This window comes from Paenibacillus sp. MB22_1 (assembly GCF_047200555.1).
GTDB classification, from domain to species: Bacteria; Bacillota; Bacilli; order Paenibacillales; family Paenibacillaceae; genus Fontibacillus; species Fontibacillus phoenicis.
The window spans coordinates 113,391-128,626 of record NZ_JBLADV010000002.1 but is presented as its reverse complement, the minus strand read 5'-3'; the positions used below and the strand labels follow the sequence as shown (position 1 = coordinate 128,626).

16 protein-coding genes are annotated in these 15,236 nt (G+C 55.5%); 15 read left to right on the top strand and 1 reads right to left on the bottom strand.

Going from position 1 to position 15,236, the window contains the following annotated elements; translation table 11 throughout:
- Positions 1-2: 2 nt before the first annotated feature.
- The 7 genes from ACL02P_RS12210 to ACL02P_RS12180 all read left to right on the top strand — a co-directional run bounded on the left by ACL02P_RS12210 (position 3) and on the right by ACL02P_RS12180 (position 4,897).
- Positions 3-734 (top strand): sugar phosphate nucleotidyltransferase, encoded by a 732-nt coding sequence (locus tag ACL02P_RS12210; RefSeq protein WP_016311045.1) that lies wholly within the window; start codon positions 3-5, stop codon positions 732-734.
- A gap of 30 nt (positions 735-764) precedes the next feature.
- Complete coding sequence (locus ACL02P_RS12205; protein WP_412837374.1) at positions 765-2,114, top strand: GT-D fold domain-containing glycosyltransferase; 1,350 nt, start codon at positions 765-767, stop codon at positions 2,112-2,114.
- Entirely contained in the window at positions 2,104-3,423 is a 1,320-nt protein-coding gene (locus ACL02P_RS12200; protein WP_412838238.1) for a glycosyltransferase family 2 protein, read from the top strand. Before ACL02P_RS12205 ends, ACL02P_RS12200 begins: the two co-directional genes overlap by 11 nt.
- A 137-nt stretch (positions 3,424-3,560) precedes the next feature.
- Positions 3,561-3,848, top strand: a complete 288-nt coding sequence (locus ACL02P_RS12195) for a nucleoside-diphosphate sugar epimerase (protein ID WP_412837373.1) — start codon at positions 3,561-3,563, stop codon at positions 3,846-3,848.
- 25 nt (positions 3,849-3,873) lie between these two features.
- On the top strand, positions 3,874-4,230 hold the full coding sequence (locus tag ACL02P_RS12190; RefSeq protein ID WP_016311048.1) for a hypothetical protein: 357 nt from the start codon (positions 3,874-3,876) through the stop codon (positions 4,228-4,230).
- A complete protein-coding gene (locus ACL02P_RS12185; RefSeq protein WP_412837372.1) occupies positions 4,227-4,574 on the top strand; it encodes a hypothetical protein in 348 nt (115 codons plus the stop codon). The genes ACL02P_RS12190 and ACL02P_RS12185 overlap by 4 nt, the downstream gene beginning before the upstream one ends.
- Positions 4,538-4,897: a hypothetical protein gene (locus ACL02P_RS12180; RefSeq protein WP_412837371.1), complete on the top strand. Its 360-nt coding sequence runs from the start codon at positions 4,538-4,540 to the stop codon at positions 4,895-4,897. Before ACL02P_RS12185 ends, ACL02P_RS12180 begins: the two co-directional genes overlap by 37 nt.
- 288 nt (positions 4,898-5,185) lie before the next feature.
- On the opposite strand, the gene ACL02P_RS12175 is transcribed toward ACL02P_RS12180, so the two are convergent.
- On the bottom strand, positions 5,186-6,112 hold the full coding sequence (locus tag ACL02P_RS12175; RefSeq protein WP_260070345.1) for a transposase: 927 nt from the start codon (positions 6,110-6,112) through the stop codon (positions 5,186-5,188).
- A 611-nt stretch (positions 6,113-6,723) separates the two neighbouring features.
- Here ACL02P_RS12175 and ACL02P_RS12170 point away from each other — a divergent pair.
- From ACL02P_RS12170 to ACL02P_RS12135, 8 genes are all read left to right on the top strand, one after another.
- Complete coding sequence (locus ACL02P_RS12170; RefSeq protein ID WP_412837370.1) at positions 6,724-7,809, top strand: DUF3880 domain-containing protein; 1,086 nt, start codon at positions 6,724-6,726, stop codon at positions 7,807-7,809.
- A gap of 74 nt (positions 7,810-7,883) precedes the next feature.
- A complete protein-coding gene (locus tag ACL02P_RS12165; RefSeq protein WP_412837369.1) occupies positions 7,884-9,008 on the top strand; it encodes a glycosyltransferase in 1,125 nt (374 codons plus the stop codon).
- Between the two features lie 64 nt (positions 9,009-9,072).
- Positions 9,073-10,647 (top strand): glycosyltransferase, encoded by a 1,575-nt coding sequence (locus ACL02P_RS12160; protein ID WP_412837368.1) that lies wholly within the window; start codon positions 9,073-9,075, stop codon positions 10,645-10,647.
- A gap of 20 nt (positions 10,648-10,667) precedes the next feature.
- Complete coding sequence (gene wecB, locus ACL02P_RS12155) at positions 10,668-11,759, top strand: non-hydrolyzing UDP-N-acetylglucosamine 2-epimerase (RefSeq protein ID WP_036645207.1); 1,092 nt, start codon at positions 10,668-10,670, stop codon at positions 11,757-11,759.
- Positions 11,752-12,738, top strand: coding sequence for a polysaccharide biosynthesis protein (locus ACL02P_RS12150; protein ID WP_412837367.1), 987 nt, complete (start codon positions 11,752-11,754; stop codon positions 12,736-12,738). Before wecB ends, ACL02P_RS12150 begins: the two co-directional genes overlap by 8 nt.
- Positions 12,735-13,565 carry an SDR family oxidoreductase gene (locus ACL02P_RS12145; RefSeq protein WP_260070341.1) on the top strand — a complete coding sequence of 277 codons (831 nt, stop codon included), beginning with the start codon at positions 12,735-12,737 and terminating at the stop codon, positions 13,563-13,565. Before ACL02P_RS12150 ends, ACL02P_RS12145 begins: the two co-directional genes overlap by 4 nt.
- Positions 13,558-14,490 carry an SDR family NAD(P)-dependent oxidoreductase gene (locus ACL02P_RS12140; RefSeq protein WP_009225108.1) on the top strand — a complete coding sequence of 311 codons (933 nt, stop codon included), beginning with the start codon at positions 13,558-13,560 and terminating at the stop codon, positions 14,488-14,490. The genes ACL02P_RS12145 and ACL02P_RS12140 overlap by 8 nt, the downstream gene beginning before the upstream one ends.
- Positions 14,487-15,197 carry a glycosyltransferase gene (locus tag ACL02P_RS12135; RefSeq protein WP_412837366.1) on the top strand — a complete coding sequence of 237 codons (711 nt, stop codon included), beginning with the start codon at positions 14,487-14,489 and terminating at the stop codon, positions 15,195-15,197. The genes ACL02P_RS12140 and ACL02P_RS12135 overlap by 4 nt, the downstream gene beginning before the upstream one ends.
- Positions 15,198-15,236: the final 39 nt, after the last annotated feature.

The window sequence follows — 15,236 nt, the reverse complement described above, 5'->3', positions numbered from 1 at the left end:
TCATGAAAGGTGTGATTTTGGCGGGGGGCACCGGCACGCGTCTATACCCGCTGACCCGATTGATCAACAAGCATCTGCTTCCGGTCGGGAATTATCCGATGGTCTGTTACGGCATAGAACGGCTGCGTCAAGCTGGAATCACCGACATCCTCATCGTGATCGGTAAACAATCTGCAGGGTTGTACGCGGACTTCCTTGGCAGCGGGGAGAACTTTGGGGTTAACCTGACGTATCGTATCCAGGAAACGGCCGGTGGAATCGCAGAAGCCTTGGAGCTGGCGGAAGGGTTTATCCCACCGGCCAGTAAATTCGTTGTGCTGTTGGGTGACAACCTGTTCTTGGACGATTTAACACCATACGTGGAGCGATTTAAGCAGCAGCCTTTGGGCAGCGCACGGGTAATGCTGAAGCCGGTGGATGATCCACGGCGCTACGGCGTGCCGGTGTTTGCTGAAGACGCCCCGGAACATATTGCTTATATCGAAGAAAAACCGAAGAAACCGAAATCGAAGTATTCGGTCACTGGGATTTACATGTACGATGACAGCGTGTTTGGCATGATCCGCAGCATCGAACGTTCCGCTCGCGGCGAACTGGAGATTACAGACGTGAATAACCTTTACGCGCGGGAAGGCAAGCTCGAGTTCGACGTACTCCAGTTGTGGTGGGGAGATGCCGGCACATTTGAGTCGCTTCAGGAAGCCGCAATTCATATGAAAGGCGTACTTCCCTAAGCGATAGGGAAGCCGGAAAGGAGGCACGGGATGGCTACACGCGACAATGCGGCGGTCACCAGCCGCAAAACATTCGGCCGGCGGGGCACCGGCAGCGCAGCTGCGGCCGCAACGGTCCGCCGGTCTGCCGGCCGGTGGAAGAACGGCCGCGCTAACCGGACCGTCGCCGGCAAGGCCGCGTTGCGCCGGCGTCACGGCAGCCGCCGGCGCCGCAGCGGGCGCCTCGGGCGCTTCGGGCGTCGCGGAGCTCGCGCGGCGGCTTGGCGGCGGTACCGGCAGGCGGCGGGCTATGCCGGCGGTGTGATCGGTACCGGCGCCATGGCCGGTACCGACGGCGCGGGCAGTGCCGGCGCTGCAAGCCGCATTAGCGGCCCGGGGGGTCGCCAAGACCGGGCCGCTAAGGCCCTTTCGCCTGGCCCGGCCGCAATTCCGCCGCCGCTATTGCCCGCACCCGGGCCGGCCTCGCTGGGCGCTTCCGGAGCCGCCTGGTCTGCGGCGGAAGCGGAGCGGGTTCGCGCCGCCGCCTTCGAGGCCGGCTACCGCGAAGGTTTGTTTGAAGGCGGGGAAGCCAAGCTGGGCCGCTTAATTCCCCGCTATATGCTGCTGCCCGAAATCTGGGTGGACGACGTCATTGCCGCGGGTTTCCCGACCGTCGCCGGGCAGCTTTATCCGCTGCTTACGCCAGCAGAGGTGTTCGCCGCTGCGGAGGGGGCGCTGCGGGAAGGCCGGCCGCTGTCGATTGTCCGTCTCGGCGACGGAGAACTGCTCACCTTGGCGCACGATACGGTAATTTCCACCGAGGAAGCGCTCCGCCGGGGGGCTTTTTTGCCCTATGCAGGCGTGCATTTGCCCGATCCAGCAGCGCGCGAAGCGTTGGCAGCCGCGATAAGGGCTGCGGATATTATCGGGGTTCCGGAATCCCGGCATCCTTCCTATCAAGGGCTGTTGTTCCCGGTGCTGCGCCACTATGGAATCGATTACCGCGGTTTACGCTTGACCACTTCAACCGTGAATTATGAATTAAATGCCGGAGGTTATTTAACGAGACTGCTGCATGGCCGGCGCGTCTTGCTGATCGGGAATCAGGCGGAAGTGTTGGCGGGATTTCTTGGGCATCGCAGCGTGCAGGTTGTTGGTTGGCTTGCTCCGGTGCAGGGTGTAGCCGATGTGCCGAGAGTCGCGATGCGCCTCCGGGAATTTCCGGACTTTGATCTGGCTTTGGTTGCGGCCGGAGTGGCTGCCGTGATGATCTGCACACGGCTCTCCGGAGAGCTGGGCAAAGTGGCGCTGGATATGGGACATTTAGCCGACAAACTGATAAAAGGCGAGGCGGCATGGCCGCAGCTCGGGGAGGTGCACATCGGTGCAAATGGAGTTTGACGGAAAAACCAAGATGCAAGCTAGACTCGGTTCAAAAACCTACGATCAAGGATACGTTGCCGGCTATGCTTACGGAGTTCAAGAAGGCTACCGAGCATTTGCTGACCGCCAGGAAATCACGAGTATCATCATACCGACCTATGATCGCAGAGACCTGCTGCTGCAGTGCTTGGATCATATCGATCGATATACGTCTACACCGTATGAGGTCATTATCGTTGACAACGGATCGACCGATGGAACGGCGACAGCGGTTCGGCGGCGGCCGGGTCGGGTGCGGCTGGCGGTGTATCCGCAGAACCTGGGGTTCGCCCGCGCCGTAAATACCGGGCTGATGATGGCCAAGGGGAATACAATTGTGCTTCTGAACAACGATGTACTGGTGACGGAGCGCTGGCTGGATCAACTGCTGGCATGCCTTCGTCAGTTTCCTCAAGCAGCCGCAGTTGGGCCGGTAACGAATTACATCAGCGGCGAGCAGCAAATTGACGTTCCCTATGAGGACGTGGCGGATATGCCGGCTTTTGCTGCTTTGTACAACCGTTCGGATCCGATGAAGTGGCGCATGACCGATCGGCTGGTAGGGTTCTGCGTAGCCTTTCCGCGAGCGACGCTGGAGCAAGTTGGTTATTTCGACGAAGGATATGAGATCGGCAATTTCGAGGACGAGGATTGGGTCGCCCGATTGCGCCTGCAAGGAAAGAAGCTGGTGATCGCTGAGGACACCTTCGTCCATCATTACGGAAGCATGACGATGAAAGGATTAGGCAATCAGCAGTTTCAGGAAGTGAATACCCGCAACCACCATTTCTTTCGTGAAAAATGGGGAGATTTGCACGCCCTCTATGCGAGGATGACCGATTGGCGCGAGGAACGGACGCTAAGGGCGGCCGATTTCTTCCCGACTCACGTGCGGGTTCGGGATGTAAAGGGAGGCGTACACTGGCTGGAGCATGGTGTTCGCCATCCTGTGCATCCGGCGGCGGCTGACACGATGCCGGTGCCGCTGCGGCTGTCTGTGCTGGATCTGGTCCAGCTTCCCGTCGGCCCGGCCCGTTCACCGGAGCAACTCGCTGGCTTAAGCAGCGGTATGCCATCCGAGGCGGGCTTTACGGACGGCGTCGTGGTCGCCAGCAACGGACGGTGGTACCAAATCGATCGGGGGCAACGGAGGGAGATCGTCTCGGAATACACGCTCCGCGCTTGGGGGCTTACGCCTTCGTTAGCTGTACCGGAGAACGAAGTGGCTGCCTACCCGGAGGGGCTACCGATTCTGCCTCCGCAACGCATCGTGAGCGAGGATTTATAGGCTGGAACAAGCCGGCTCTACAGGAACGCGCAAATTCGTACCGGCATATGTTATTGGAGGGCATCCTGAGGCTGGTGTCCGCAGTCCGCTAATCAGAGCACGGCGTAAAGGCCGGCCTTAGTTGAGGAGGAGTCAGAGTGGAGCAAAAAATATCTGAGATCATCGTGCACATGGCCCACTCTCACCAGCAGATGGCGCGGGTGATCGATGCGGAACGACAAGTCGCTGTACGCATGGCACAGATCGTTCATGCGATTCCCGACGCCGTGCCAGCGTTCGATGGGACGCCCGGCATTTTGGAGAATTCGGGTCGGATCAACAAAAGTGTGATCTCCTACTTAAATGCCATTGCCGATTTACAGGAAGCAATGGCCGAGAATTTGAGCCATGTGATGAAGCAATTAAAGGTCCAAGAAGAAGAGTGAGGTTAATGAAGCGGGGTATGATGCCATGAGCAGGGAACAGGCTTATCTGAACATGCTGGATGCGGCCGCAAAAATCCAGTGGAACGTCGCAATGATACTGGAAGCCAAGGCGGTCGAGTCCGAGAAGGTGCGCAACTGGATATTGAATCATGTGCTGGATAGCAGTTTCGAGGATCACGAAAAGCAGCTGTCTGACCCGCTGGAGGTTCACGATCAACTTGTGGAGGTGATTGAGGGCCTGACCAAGCTGCAAAATGGGCTGTGCAGCAACCTGAAAACGGTGCTCCCTCCCGACATGACAGAAGGCGGCGGGGATGGTCTGGACGGAGGATTCGGTGGGTTGTTCGACGGCGGTGATTTTGATCTGGAGGCAGGCAAATGACGATGTTCCCCCTTCAGGCCGGGGAGGAGGCGAAACTCCGGTTAGTTGATGCTATAAGCCAAAGCCAGCAAGCGATGGCGCGGATTCTCGGCAGCCTCGCCGACGTGACCGAACTCTCCCCGGACGCTGCAAGGCATATTGCCGGAAATATCGATAAATTGACCAAATATCAAGAAGCGATGGCCCGCACGGTTTGCGGGTTGACTTTTCATCGCGTCAAATATGGAACTCCTTCGCCGCCATGGATGATGGACGCTTGTTATGCAGCATACGACGTTACCCGAGGAGAACAGGAGGAAGAAGAAGGATGGCAAAAAACAAACTCCGGCGTACCCGCCGTGTAAAGCCGCGTACGGCGAGAAAAGTCCGGATCCGCAGAAAACGGAAGCTGACCCTAAGGCGGAGAAGTAAGACGATCCTTGCCCGCCGCAAGCGTCGCAAGGCGGTGCACAAGCCGCGTACACATCGCAGAAGAAGACGTAGAGTGAGACGCCGGCGAAACGCACTACCGGTCCCGGCAGCGGCGGTTCCTGTTACAGAACAAGGAAGCGAAGACAAGGCCGTTTATGATCAGGCCTATAACGAGGCTTATCAAGAAGGATTTAACAGCGGCTTCGCCCAAGGCTACGAGGACGGACATAAGATGGCCTACAAGGATCAAGTCTGACGTATCATCTCTGAAAAGAATCAATCTGATAGGTGCAAATCAGATCGATATCTAGCATCAAATCTATTAACCGTTGTCGGTTCATCGGCAGCGGTTATTTCATTATAGGGAGGGGGGCATATTGCCATTCTCAGCCCCTTTTTAACCATTATCCCTTTGAATCAGGGAGTGAAGAGAATGGGATGGAACTGTCCAGTATAAAAAAATTTGAAGTTGCCTAGGAGTCAATTCCTTAACTACTTGCATGTACTTCTTGTAATACTCCATACACTTTACTTCTTGCAATTCTTATGCGACTGCTGCAAGGAACGGCTTCAGCTGGCGTGCGTTCAGACCATGGGCGATTAACTCACGGTAAGGGATGGCAGGAATGGACAAGCACATTTTCAGCAGGTTTTGGCGCATCTCTTCCTCGGAACAAGTCATGCGCAGGTAACGGCGGACGGTGTACTCATTCAAATACGCCTGCAAATGCGTTGTCCCCAAGGCGACATACGTGCGTCGGATCGAGTCTCTTGCTTGTCTCACGACTCTCCGCAAGGGCAGATACATTCGATAAACGAAAGGGAACCACCGCTTGGTTGAGGTATGTTGTCCATCGACATACTTGTTGATGAATGCCTCAAGATCGCTCCGGTCAGCCTGTTGCTCGCCCCCTCCTCTTTTATGCGGAATCAGTTGAATCTTCACTTGCTCGGGTTCGCCAGTCTCCGTGACCGTGCAGCCGGCAACAACCGCGGTGGCATAAGGTTGACAAGCTGGATGAAAGCGTCTGGTATCCGTGCCATATTGATCGCGGCTCACCTTTACTTCTCCAGAGAGCAAAACCTTCGCCTCACATTCGCCGAGGGTATGACGGATTTTGTGCAGCATGAGCCAAGCGGTCTTGTAGGTCACTTGGATTACCTGACTCAACCGCAGCGCCGAGATGCCATCCGGGAGCAGAAACAGCTCCAGTGCTTGGAACCACTTCACCAAAGGCAAATGGGTTCTTTCAAAAATGGTGCCGACCAAAGGAGAGGCTTGATAGCCACATTTTCCGCATTCAAATAAAGGAATATGTCGAGTGGACAGACGGGTGCACTCGGTATAAGCACAGCGCGGGCAGACGAAGCCATTTGGCCATTTCATCGCGATAATCGCCTCGATACAGTCGGCCTCGCTTTGAAAACGGCTGCTGATAGATTTAAGCTCCATGCTCGTACTTAATTCCATGTCCGATCCCTCCAATTGAAGTTCCTCTAGTCACTGAATACGCACGTGTGTTCCCTTTTTTCTCATTATAGCAAACATACGTTCTTGTATCAACTAAAAAATCCCAAATATTCACGAAAAATGTGGATGTTCAGATCACTGTGCAGCCTTAGTTTAATCCCCCTCATCGATCGCCAAATCTGAATCAAAGGGATAATCGTGCAAAAAGGGGGCTAGAGGGGCTAGAATCCCTTCTACTCTCTTCCTAATCTCTCATTTCTGATCGAAAGGGATAATGGTGCAAAAGGGCACAACGAAGCACAACGAATCACAACGAGGCACACAAAGGCACACAGTGGCACACAAAGGCATAACGAGGAAACAGCAAGGCGCAAATAGGCGCTTACGAGAGGTTTTCTATCGCGATCTCCGTATTCTGAGCGAAAGGGATAATCGTGTAAAAGAGGCGTGCCGTAAGCCCAAAGATCGGAGGCAGGCGGTGTCAAAAGGCGGCATTCGCCAATTTATACGGCGGGCGGGTAGTCGTCCATGATGCACGTGTCCCCTCAGCATATATTTATTAAGACCCAGGAAACGAAAGATTGAAATCCACGAAGATAGGATGAAGAACCTTGGAGAACGTCAACGAGAATCGATACGGCGAGGCTTATCAGGCCGGATACCAGGAAGGGATTCGGTATGGCGGATGTCAGGCTGTACTGGAACGTATTCCGCCGGTTTCTCGGCCGAAAGTGGACCTGCGGGTGCTGTATGTGCCTCAAGGGTTCGATGCGATTGACGAAGGGGTTCAGACAGCGCTTGCGGAGTTGACGCGGGAATGCATCGTTGCCTCACCGGAAATGATGCTGCAGGAAACCGAGCACCATCGTCCCGATCTGGTGCTGGTCATGAATTCGCTGCACATTTTTCCGCCTGATCATACTGCGCAGTTGGAGCAGATCCGGAGAATGGGGATTCGGACCGCTGTTTGGTTCGTGGATGATCCTTATTTTACCGATGATACGACCGCGCTGGCTTTAAGCTACGATGTGGTGTTTACGCACGAAATCGAATGTGTGCCGCTCTATCGCTCCTTAGGGGTGCAAAGCGTACACCATCTTCCGCTCGCTGCGAATCCGCGTCAATTTCGGCCCATTCCGGCTAAGCCGGAATATCGCTATGATGTTTGTTTTATCGGCAATGCTTTTTGGAATCGAGTCGCCTTGTTTGATCGCTTAAGCTCGTTCCTGCAGGACAAACGCGTGCTGATCGCCGGGTATCATTGGGACCGCCTGCCCCGATACGAGCAGTTGGCACGGTTCATCCGACCCGGATGGGTTCCCGTTGAGAAGACGGTTCGTTATTACAACGCCTCCAAAATCGTGCTCAACATCCATCGACCAACGCAAGCCGGCCAGGATAACCGGAACGGGAACGATACCTCAGGGAGATCGATCAATCCGCGAACCTATGAAATCGCCAGCTGCGGCGCTTTTCAAATTACGGACATCCGCGACGATTTAACCTCTTTCTACCGGCCGGGCTACGACATCGAGACGTTTCGGGATGAGGCGGAGCTGGAGGCGAAAATCCGTTACTATCTCGAGCACGACGAGGAACGGCGCTTGATCGCTTGGCGCTCGCTGTGGACGACGACGGCCGTCCATACGTATATGGACCGGGTTAGCCGCCTGCTGGCAGCAGTCACCGAAAGCTAAGAGCAGGAATCAACCGGCAAGCATCACCCTACAAGAAGCAACCGACAAGTATCAACCTATAAAGGAGTGACCTTATGTTCATGGAAGAAGCGGCTGGCCATCCAACTCAACCCGTGATGAGCCCGGAGGAGAGCGGTAGAACCAACGGGTTCCGTGACGGCTATGCCGAGGGGTACCTGAGAGGAAGAGCCAGCTATATTGTCAGTCAACCGCGGCCGAAATTCCCGGTACGCAACTTAAAAATATTATATGTCGGTTCGGGGAAAGGATTTCCTTATTCTCCGATTGATGAGGCCGTAACTTCCACGCTCCGCACGTTAACCGCTGAAGTGATTACCGCTGTGCCGGGTGATTCGTTACCGGATTTGGCATCGCTGCATAAACCGAACTTGTTGCTCGCCCTCGACGGCTTGGAGCTTCCTCTGGAGCATGTCAACGCCGTGCGGGCGATGGGCATCCCGACGGCCATTTGGTTTACAGATGATCCCTATTATACGGATATGACGGTTCCGCTGAGCACTCAATATGACTACGTGTTTACTCTTGAACGAAATTGCGTTGATCTGTATCGCTCAGCCGGCTGCAGCCAAGTTCATTATTTGCCGTTTGCCGCCTTTCCGCAGCACTATCGTCCGACCTTGATGCCATCCCCGCACCGCCGCAATTTAAGCTTTATCGGTTCAGCGTATTGGAATCGGGTGAACTTTCTCCGGCCTATTTTTCCAGCGTTGATTGAACAAGGCTTAATGATTAACGGTATCTGGTGGGATCGACTGCCGGAGTACCCGGACTATGTGGACCGGATCGAGCTGGGAAAATGGATGGGTCCGGTGGAAACCGCTGAAGTGTACAGCGGGTCGAAAATTGTCCTGAACTTACACCGCTCCCCGTTTGAGGAGGATGTTAACAACAACAAAGCGGGTATCACAGCGGCGTCGCCAAACCCGCGGACGTTCGAAATTTCGGCCTGCGCAACGCTTCAATTGGTTGATTCGCGGGATGACCTAGCTTCGTTCTACGTCCCCGGCGAAGAAATCGAAACCTTCTCCTCGCCGGAGGAGTTGGTTGAGAAGGTGCGTTTTTATCTGACTCACGAGGAAGCAAGACGGGAAATTGCGTTGCGTGCGCTGAATCGGACCTTGCGGGACCATACCTATTCCAATCGGTTAGATCAGCTGCTAACCGTGATTTTCGGGTGAATCCTGTGAAGTGGAAGCTGGTTCCTGAGCCTCGGACAAACGCACAGGCAAAGGAGGGGCAATTGTGTCGGATAGAAAGAAGCTTCTGCTGTTCTCGCACGTGTGCAATTCCAGAAACGTAACCGGCGCCGAAAAGCTGTTGTTATTCAGCGCGAGAAAGCTGTCGGCTTATTACGACTGTACGATCGTGGTTCCAAGGCAGGGCAGTTTGTCGGTTCTGGCCAATCGTTATGGGATTCGCACTCTGCTGTGCGATAACTCGTTGCTCTACGGGATGTGTTCCCCGCACTCCGGTCTGTCTGGCGAATTCCATGCGATCGCCTGGAGCGACTCGGTGCAGCGCACGATCGGCTTGCTCCAAGAGGAGCAGCCGGATGCTGTACTGGTGAATACCAGCGTAAACGTGTCGCCGACGATTGCTGCCAAACAGTTGGGAATTCCTGTGATTTGGCAGATTACGGAGGTCATTGCGTCCAATGAGTTTACGGCGGAAGCGGTGAATCTGATCGACAGATACAGCGATTTGATCGTTGGCATTTCCGAATCCGCGCTGCTCCCTTTCTTTGGAACGCAGGCCATGCACAAAACCGTGTTGCTCTACCCTTCGTGGAACCCGGAGGATATCCATCCCGAGCTTTGGCCGACACAACGCTGGCATCGAAGAGCGCAATGGAAGATCAAGCCGTCCGAGGTCTTGGTCGGCTATATTTCCTCTTACCTGATTCCGGAGAAAGGAGCCGATCATTTCATCGGGGCAGCGCTGAATCTGGTGCACCGGTTCCCGGCGGCCAAATTCGTCATCATCGGTGCAGAGGTTCAACCTGAGTATTACCGGAGCTTAAAGCGGGCGGTTCAGGGATCGCCGTATTCGCAGCGATTTATTTTTGTCAGTATGGAAAACCATGTGGAATCCGCCTTTAGTGCGATGGATATCGTCGTTGTTCCAGGCATTCTGCCCGAAGGGTTTGGATTAACGGCGCTCGAAGCGATGATCTTCGGTAAACCGGTTGTTGCCTATGCTTCAGGCGGATTGCGGGAAATTTTGGAGTCGACAGGCAGCGGTGCTTATTTGGTACCGACGGGAGACAGCGTCGGACTTGCGGAGAAGTGTGCAGAGCTCCTGTCTTCCATGGAAATGTCCCGCAGCGTAGGGGAAAGGAATCGAGCTCAAGTGGAGGTTGTGTTTGGCCCGGCCGCTTACGAGCTGCGGCTTCAAGGACTCGTTCAGCGCATGCAGGGGCTGTCGGGGGTTGCCGTGCCGCTGCCTGAGCCGGCCCCGACTGCTCCTTCCCCAGATGCGGCGGAGTTTCGAGGCTCTGGAGTGGGGGCAGTGCCAATTGGGAAGGCGCCGGCAGGTGCAGCGAGCCCATCCGGCCGCCGCAGACGGGTCAAATTGAAGCGAGCCAAACTTCGCAAGAGAAGATCCGGTACGGGAAGGAGCTTGACCGCCCGACGCGGCGGGAAGCGACGCGCAAGCAAGAATACCCGGCGCAGGGTGGCGCGTGCTCGTAAGAACCATCGAAGCCGCGGGACGGGGCGCGCACGGAAGATGAACCGGAATCGCCGCCCAGCCGGCCGGAGAACAGGAACTACCCGCAAGCAACGCGTGCGGAAACGCCAGAAGTCTACAAGGAGATGAGTCAGCAAGGAGATGAGACCGTGAAAATCATGACCATATTGGGGACCCGACCGGAAATCATTCGGCTCAGCCGGATCATCCCGTTGCTGGATCAGTGGGCCGAAAAACATGTACTGGTGCATACGGGGCAGAATTTTGCGGCTAGTCTCAGCGATGTTTTTTTCCAGGAGCTAGGGTTGAGACAGCCAGACTATATCTTTCAAGATCATCAAACGACGCTGGGCAGCCAGTTGGCGGCGATGTTTGGCCAGATGGAGCGGATCTTGGAGGTGGAGCGGCCTGACCGCGTGCTTCTGCTGGGGGACACCAACAGTGCGCTGTGCGCCGTACTAGCCGAGCGACTCGGCTATCCTGCGATCCACATGGAGGCGGGCAACCGCTGCTTTGACCTCGAGGTGCCCGAGGAGAAGAATCGGAAAGTCATCGATGCGGTGTCGACCATCAATATGCCGTATACTCCGCAGAGCAAAGCCCATTTGCTGGCGGAGGGGGTGCCAAGCAACCGCATCGTGCTGACCGGCAATCCGATTTACGAAGTGATGAAGTTCTACGAGCCGCAGATTGAGGCGAGCGACATCCTGCAACGGCTGGGGCTGAAAGAAGGGGATTATTATCTCGTGACCGCCCATCGGGCGGAGAACGTCGACCGCCCGGCCTCCCTGCACGCCATTATGGAGGGGCTGAACCGGGTCGCGGAAGCGTCGTCTAAACGGTTGATTTGCAGCATTCACCCCCGGACGAGATCGCGGATTGAACGTGATTTGAAGCTGGAAATGCATCCACTGGTGGAATTTCACGAGCCGTTTGGTTTCTTCGACTTCGTGAAGCTGGAGAAGCATGCGATATGCGTGTTGACGGACAGCGGTACCGTGCAGGAAGAATGCTGCATCATGCAGGTGCCTACGGTAACGATTCGCCGTACAACGGAGCGGCCGGAGACCGTGGATTGCGGCAGCAACGTCGTATCCGGCGTAGACGCCGGCAGAATCGCCGAAGCGGCGAAGCTGATGGCCGGCATGGAGCGTTTGTGGCCTTGTCCTGAAGGTTATCTGGAGGAGAAGGTATCGCAAAAAGTGGTCAAATTCGTGCTTGGGGGGAAGTTGAATGTTTAAAGATCAAGTCATTCTCGTCACCGGGGGGACCGGTTCCTGGGGTTACGAGCTGATCCGCCAGCTCCTCCCTCAAGACCCGAAGGAGATCATCATTTACTCCCGTGGAGAAGCGGCGCAAGTTGCGATGAGCCGCACCTTTAACGACGAGCGCCTGACGTTCCGAATCGGCGATATCCGCGACAAGGAAGCTTTGGTCACGGCCTGCCAGAACGTGGACATCGTCTTCCATCTGGCTGCTTTGAAGCACGTGCCCATCTGCGAGGAGCAACCTGCCGAAGCGCTGAAAACCAATGTGGTTGGCACCCAAAACGTTATTGAAGCCACCATTAAAAACAAAGTGAAAAAAGTCCTTTATATCTCTACGGACAAAGCGTCGAACCCGTCTAACTTTTACGGCATGACCAAGGCCATCGGTGAAAAGCTGGTCGTTTACGCCAACCTGATCCAGGATGAAACCCGATTTGTATGCATCCGGGGCGGCAACGTGCTGGGCACCAACGGCAGCGTGATCCATTTGTTCAAGCAGCAGATCCGTGAGCAGAAGCGGGTAAAGATCACCGATTTGGAAATGACCCGATTTTTCCTGACGATGCCGGAAGCGATCCAGCTTCTGTTTAAGGCTTCTCGGGAGAGCATCGGCGGGGAGATTTTCGTCATGCTGATGCCAACCTGCCGGATTATCGACCTGGCGGAAGTGCTGATTGAAGCTTCGGGCATACCCGATGTGTCGATCGAGGTGACGGGTATACGCCCTGGGGAACGGATTCACGAGCTGCTGCTCAGTGAATATGAAAGCCGGTCGACCGTGGTATACGACAAGGAGTATCTGGTCATCATGCCTGCGCTCGAGATCGTGGGTCTGAGAGATCGTTACGGCCATTTGCCGCTTGTTCCCTACGGCGAGTTGAGTTCGGAGCATGAGCTGATGAGCAAGGAGGAGATCCGCATCATGCTGGATAAAGGAGGATTTCTCTCATGAAATTGCTAATCCTAGGGGGCCATGGGATGGCCGGTCATGTATTGGTACGGCATTTTCGCGAGAAGGGAGGCTACCAGGTGTTCTATACCTCACGTGACCCTGGTGACCGGGACTCGCTGATATTGGATGCCGGAGATATCGTCGCCGTCGATCAGGCGGTGCAGTTAGTTCGTCCAGATGTCATTATTAACGCGGTTGGGGTGCTTAATCAATTTGCCGACCGGGACAAAATTATGGCTTATCATATCAACGGATTTCTGCCCCACCGGCTGCGCCATTTGGCTGACAAAATCAATGCGCGTCTGATTCATATCAGTACTGACTGTGTCTTCCGCGGCGACCGCGGCAGCTACCGGGAGGATGATCAGCCCGATGGTGTTACGACGTACGCCTTAACGAAGGCGCTCGGGGAAATACGGGACGCAGGACATCTGACGATCCGCACCTCCATTATCGGACCGGAAATTCGCCGTCACGGGATCGGACTCTTTCATTGGTTTATGAGTCAGAAAGGCAAGGTGTCCGGGTACCGCCAGGTCAAATGGAACGGCGTGACAACGATCCAGCTTGCCAAGACGATCGAATTGCTGCTGGACCGTCCCGTGTCCGGGTTGATCCATTTAGCGCATCCAGAGGTCGTCAACAAGTATGAGATGCTACAGATGTTTCAAGAAATTTGGGGGAAAACCGACGTTGAGATCGAACCGGATGACGGCCCTAACCTCGACCGTACGCTGGTAAACACCCGTCCGGACGCGGCGGTCCCCCTTCCCTCGTTCCGTCAGATGCTGGAGGAAATGGCGGAATGGATGAAACAGCATGGGTGACCGGGGGACGGTTCTGATTACAGGAGCCGGCGGTTTTACCGGACGCCATGCTTGCCAACGTTTTGCCGCCAAGGGATACCGGGTTTTCGCTTTGGTCAGGAAGGAAGCCGGATTGCCTGCAAACGAGAAGGTAGCGTACATCCCATGTGATTTGACTGACAGGGCAGGGGTCAAACAGGCCATCGAGCGGACCCGGCCGCAGTACGTGCTGCACCTGGGCGGTAAAAACTCCGTCCCGGATTCCTGGGCTGAGCCCATCCTTTATATGGAAAGTAATGTCATGACGACCCTATACCTGCTGGACGCGTTGTATTCCTGCGGTTTGGGGGATACCCGTATTCTCGTTGCCGGCTCACGGCTCAAATTCGGACTGGATCGACCGCTTCGACCCACTCACCCTTATGGGTTAAGCAAAACTTTGCAAGAGGCGTCCGCGTTGGCCTGGGGTAAGCTGTTCCATCTTGGCGTGTTGATCGCAGAACCGGGCAATTTGATTGGAGCCGGCCCGTCAACGGGGATTTGCTCTCTGCTCGCCCGGCATATCGTCCGGCTGGAGCGCGGGGAGTCCCCTCCCCCCTTCCAGTTGTCTGCGGCGGATGCTAGGCGCGACTTCCTCGACGTGAGCGACGCGGTAGACGCTTATGAAATGCTGCTGCGCCAAGGGGAGATCGGCGAGGTGTATCCGGTCTGCTCCGGGCGGGAGCGAAGCTTGGCCGAGCTGGTGGAGGACTTCGCGCAGCTAACAACTGTAACGGATATGAGGATCCAAGCGGGTCCTCCATCCGCAAACGGAGCGGTATCCCATGCCGAGCCGCCCCTTCCCCAGGCGCTCTGGGACTTGGGGTGGCGGGCTAGCGTGGCCTGGGAACAATCGCTGCTGGACATTCTGGACTATTTTCGCAAAGAGGGGGCCGAATCGTCATGAATCCGCGCGTTAGTATCATTATTCCTTTCTATAACTGTCCCTATATTGAACAGGCGGTACAAAGTGCACTGAGTCAAACGTATCCGCATACGGAGATTATCGTTGTGGATGACGGTTCGACTGTCCACGCCGAGCGGCTCGCGCCTTACCGCGGTCATATCTATTATTTGGGCAAGGCGAATGGGGGAACGGCCTCTGCGCTGAACCACGGTATCCGACACGCTTCCGGGGAGTATATCGCGTGGCTTAGCTCGGACGATCTGTTTGCGCCTCAGAAAGTCGAAATGCAATTAAGTTTCATGCTGGGGCAAGGCGCTGAAATTTCCCATACCAATTTCCACTACATCGATGAGCATGGCCGAATCACTCAATACAATGCCGGCATGCAACCCCTGGGGATGCGAGAGCTGGCGAACACGTTGTACAGCGGCAACCCGATTAACGGATGTACTGTCATGATGAGACGCAGCTTGATTGAGCGCGTGGGACTGTTTGATGAAGGCCTGCCGTACACTCACGACTACGATCTGTGGCATCGAGTAATGCTCTCTCGTACGGCTTTTCCTTATTTGAACGTCCCGCTCATTTCCTACCGGCGCCATTCGGGGATGGGGACGCTGCGCCATCAAGCGGCGATCTCGGCGGAGATCCGGTTCATCCAGAATCGTTACCGGGATGCGCTGACCCATCTTATCGCGAATTCTTAACGATTCAAGCGGACCGGGCCAAGATATCGACGAATCCTA

Excerpts from the sequence above, each read along its gene's own strand:
- ACL02P_RS12210 (WP_016311045.1), top strand. The coding sequence starts at position 3 with ATGAAAGGTGTGATTTTGGCGGGGGGCACCGGCACGCGTCTATACCCG.
- ACL02P_RS12205 (WP_412837374.1), top strand. The coding sequence starts at position 765 with ATGGCTACACGCGACAATGCGGCGGTCACCAGCCGCAAAACATTCGGC.
- ACL02P_RS12200 (WP_412838238.1), top strand. The coding sequence starts at position 2,104 with ATGGAGTTTGACGGAAAAACCAAGATGCAAGCTAGACTCGGTTCAAAA.
- ACL02P_RS12190 (WP_016311048.1), top strand. The coding sequence starts at position 3,874 with ATGAGCAGGGAACAGGCTTATCTGAACATGCTGGATGCGGCCGCAAAA.
- ACL02P_RS12185 (WP_412837372.1), top strand. The coding sequence starts at position 4,227 with ATGACGATGTTCCCCCTTCAGGCCGGGGAGGAGGCGAAACTCCGGTTA.
- ACL02P_RS12180 (WP_412837371.1), top strand. The coding sequence starts at position 4,538 with ATGGCAAAAAACAAACTCCGGCGTACCCGCCGTGTAAAGCCGCGTACG.
- ACL02P_RS12175 (WP_260070345.1), bottom strand. The coding sequence starts at position 6,112 with ATGGAATTAAGTACGAGCATGGAGCTTAAATCTATCAGCAGCCGTTTT.
- ACL02P_RS12165 (WP_412837369.1), top strand. The coding sequence starts at position 7,884 with ATGTTCATGGAAGAAGCGGCTGGCCATCCAACTCAACCCGTGATGAGC.
- ACL02P_RS12150 (WP_412837367.1), top strand. The coding sequence starts at position 11,752 with ATGTTTAAAGATCAAGTCATTCTCGTCACCGGGGGGACCGGTTCCTGG.
- ACL02P_RS12145 (WP_260070341.1), top strand. The coding sequence starts at position 12,735 with ATGAAATTGCTAATCCTAGGGGGCCATGGGATGGCCGGTCATGTATTG.
- ACL02P_RS12140 (WP_009225108.1), top strand. The coding sequence starts at position 13,558 with ATGGGTGACCGGGGGACGGTTCTGATTACAGGAGCCGGCGGTTTTACC.
- ACL02P_RS12135 (WP_412837366.1), top strand. The coding sequence starts at position 14,487 with ATGAATCCGCGCGTTAGTATCATTATTCCTTTCTATAACTGTCCCTAT.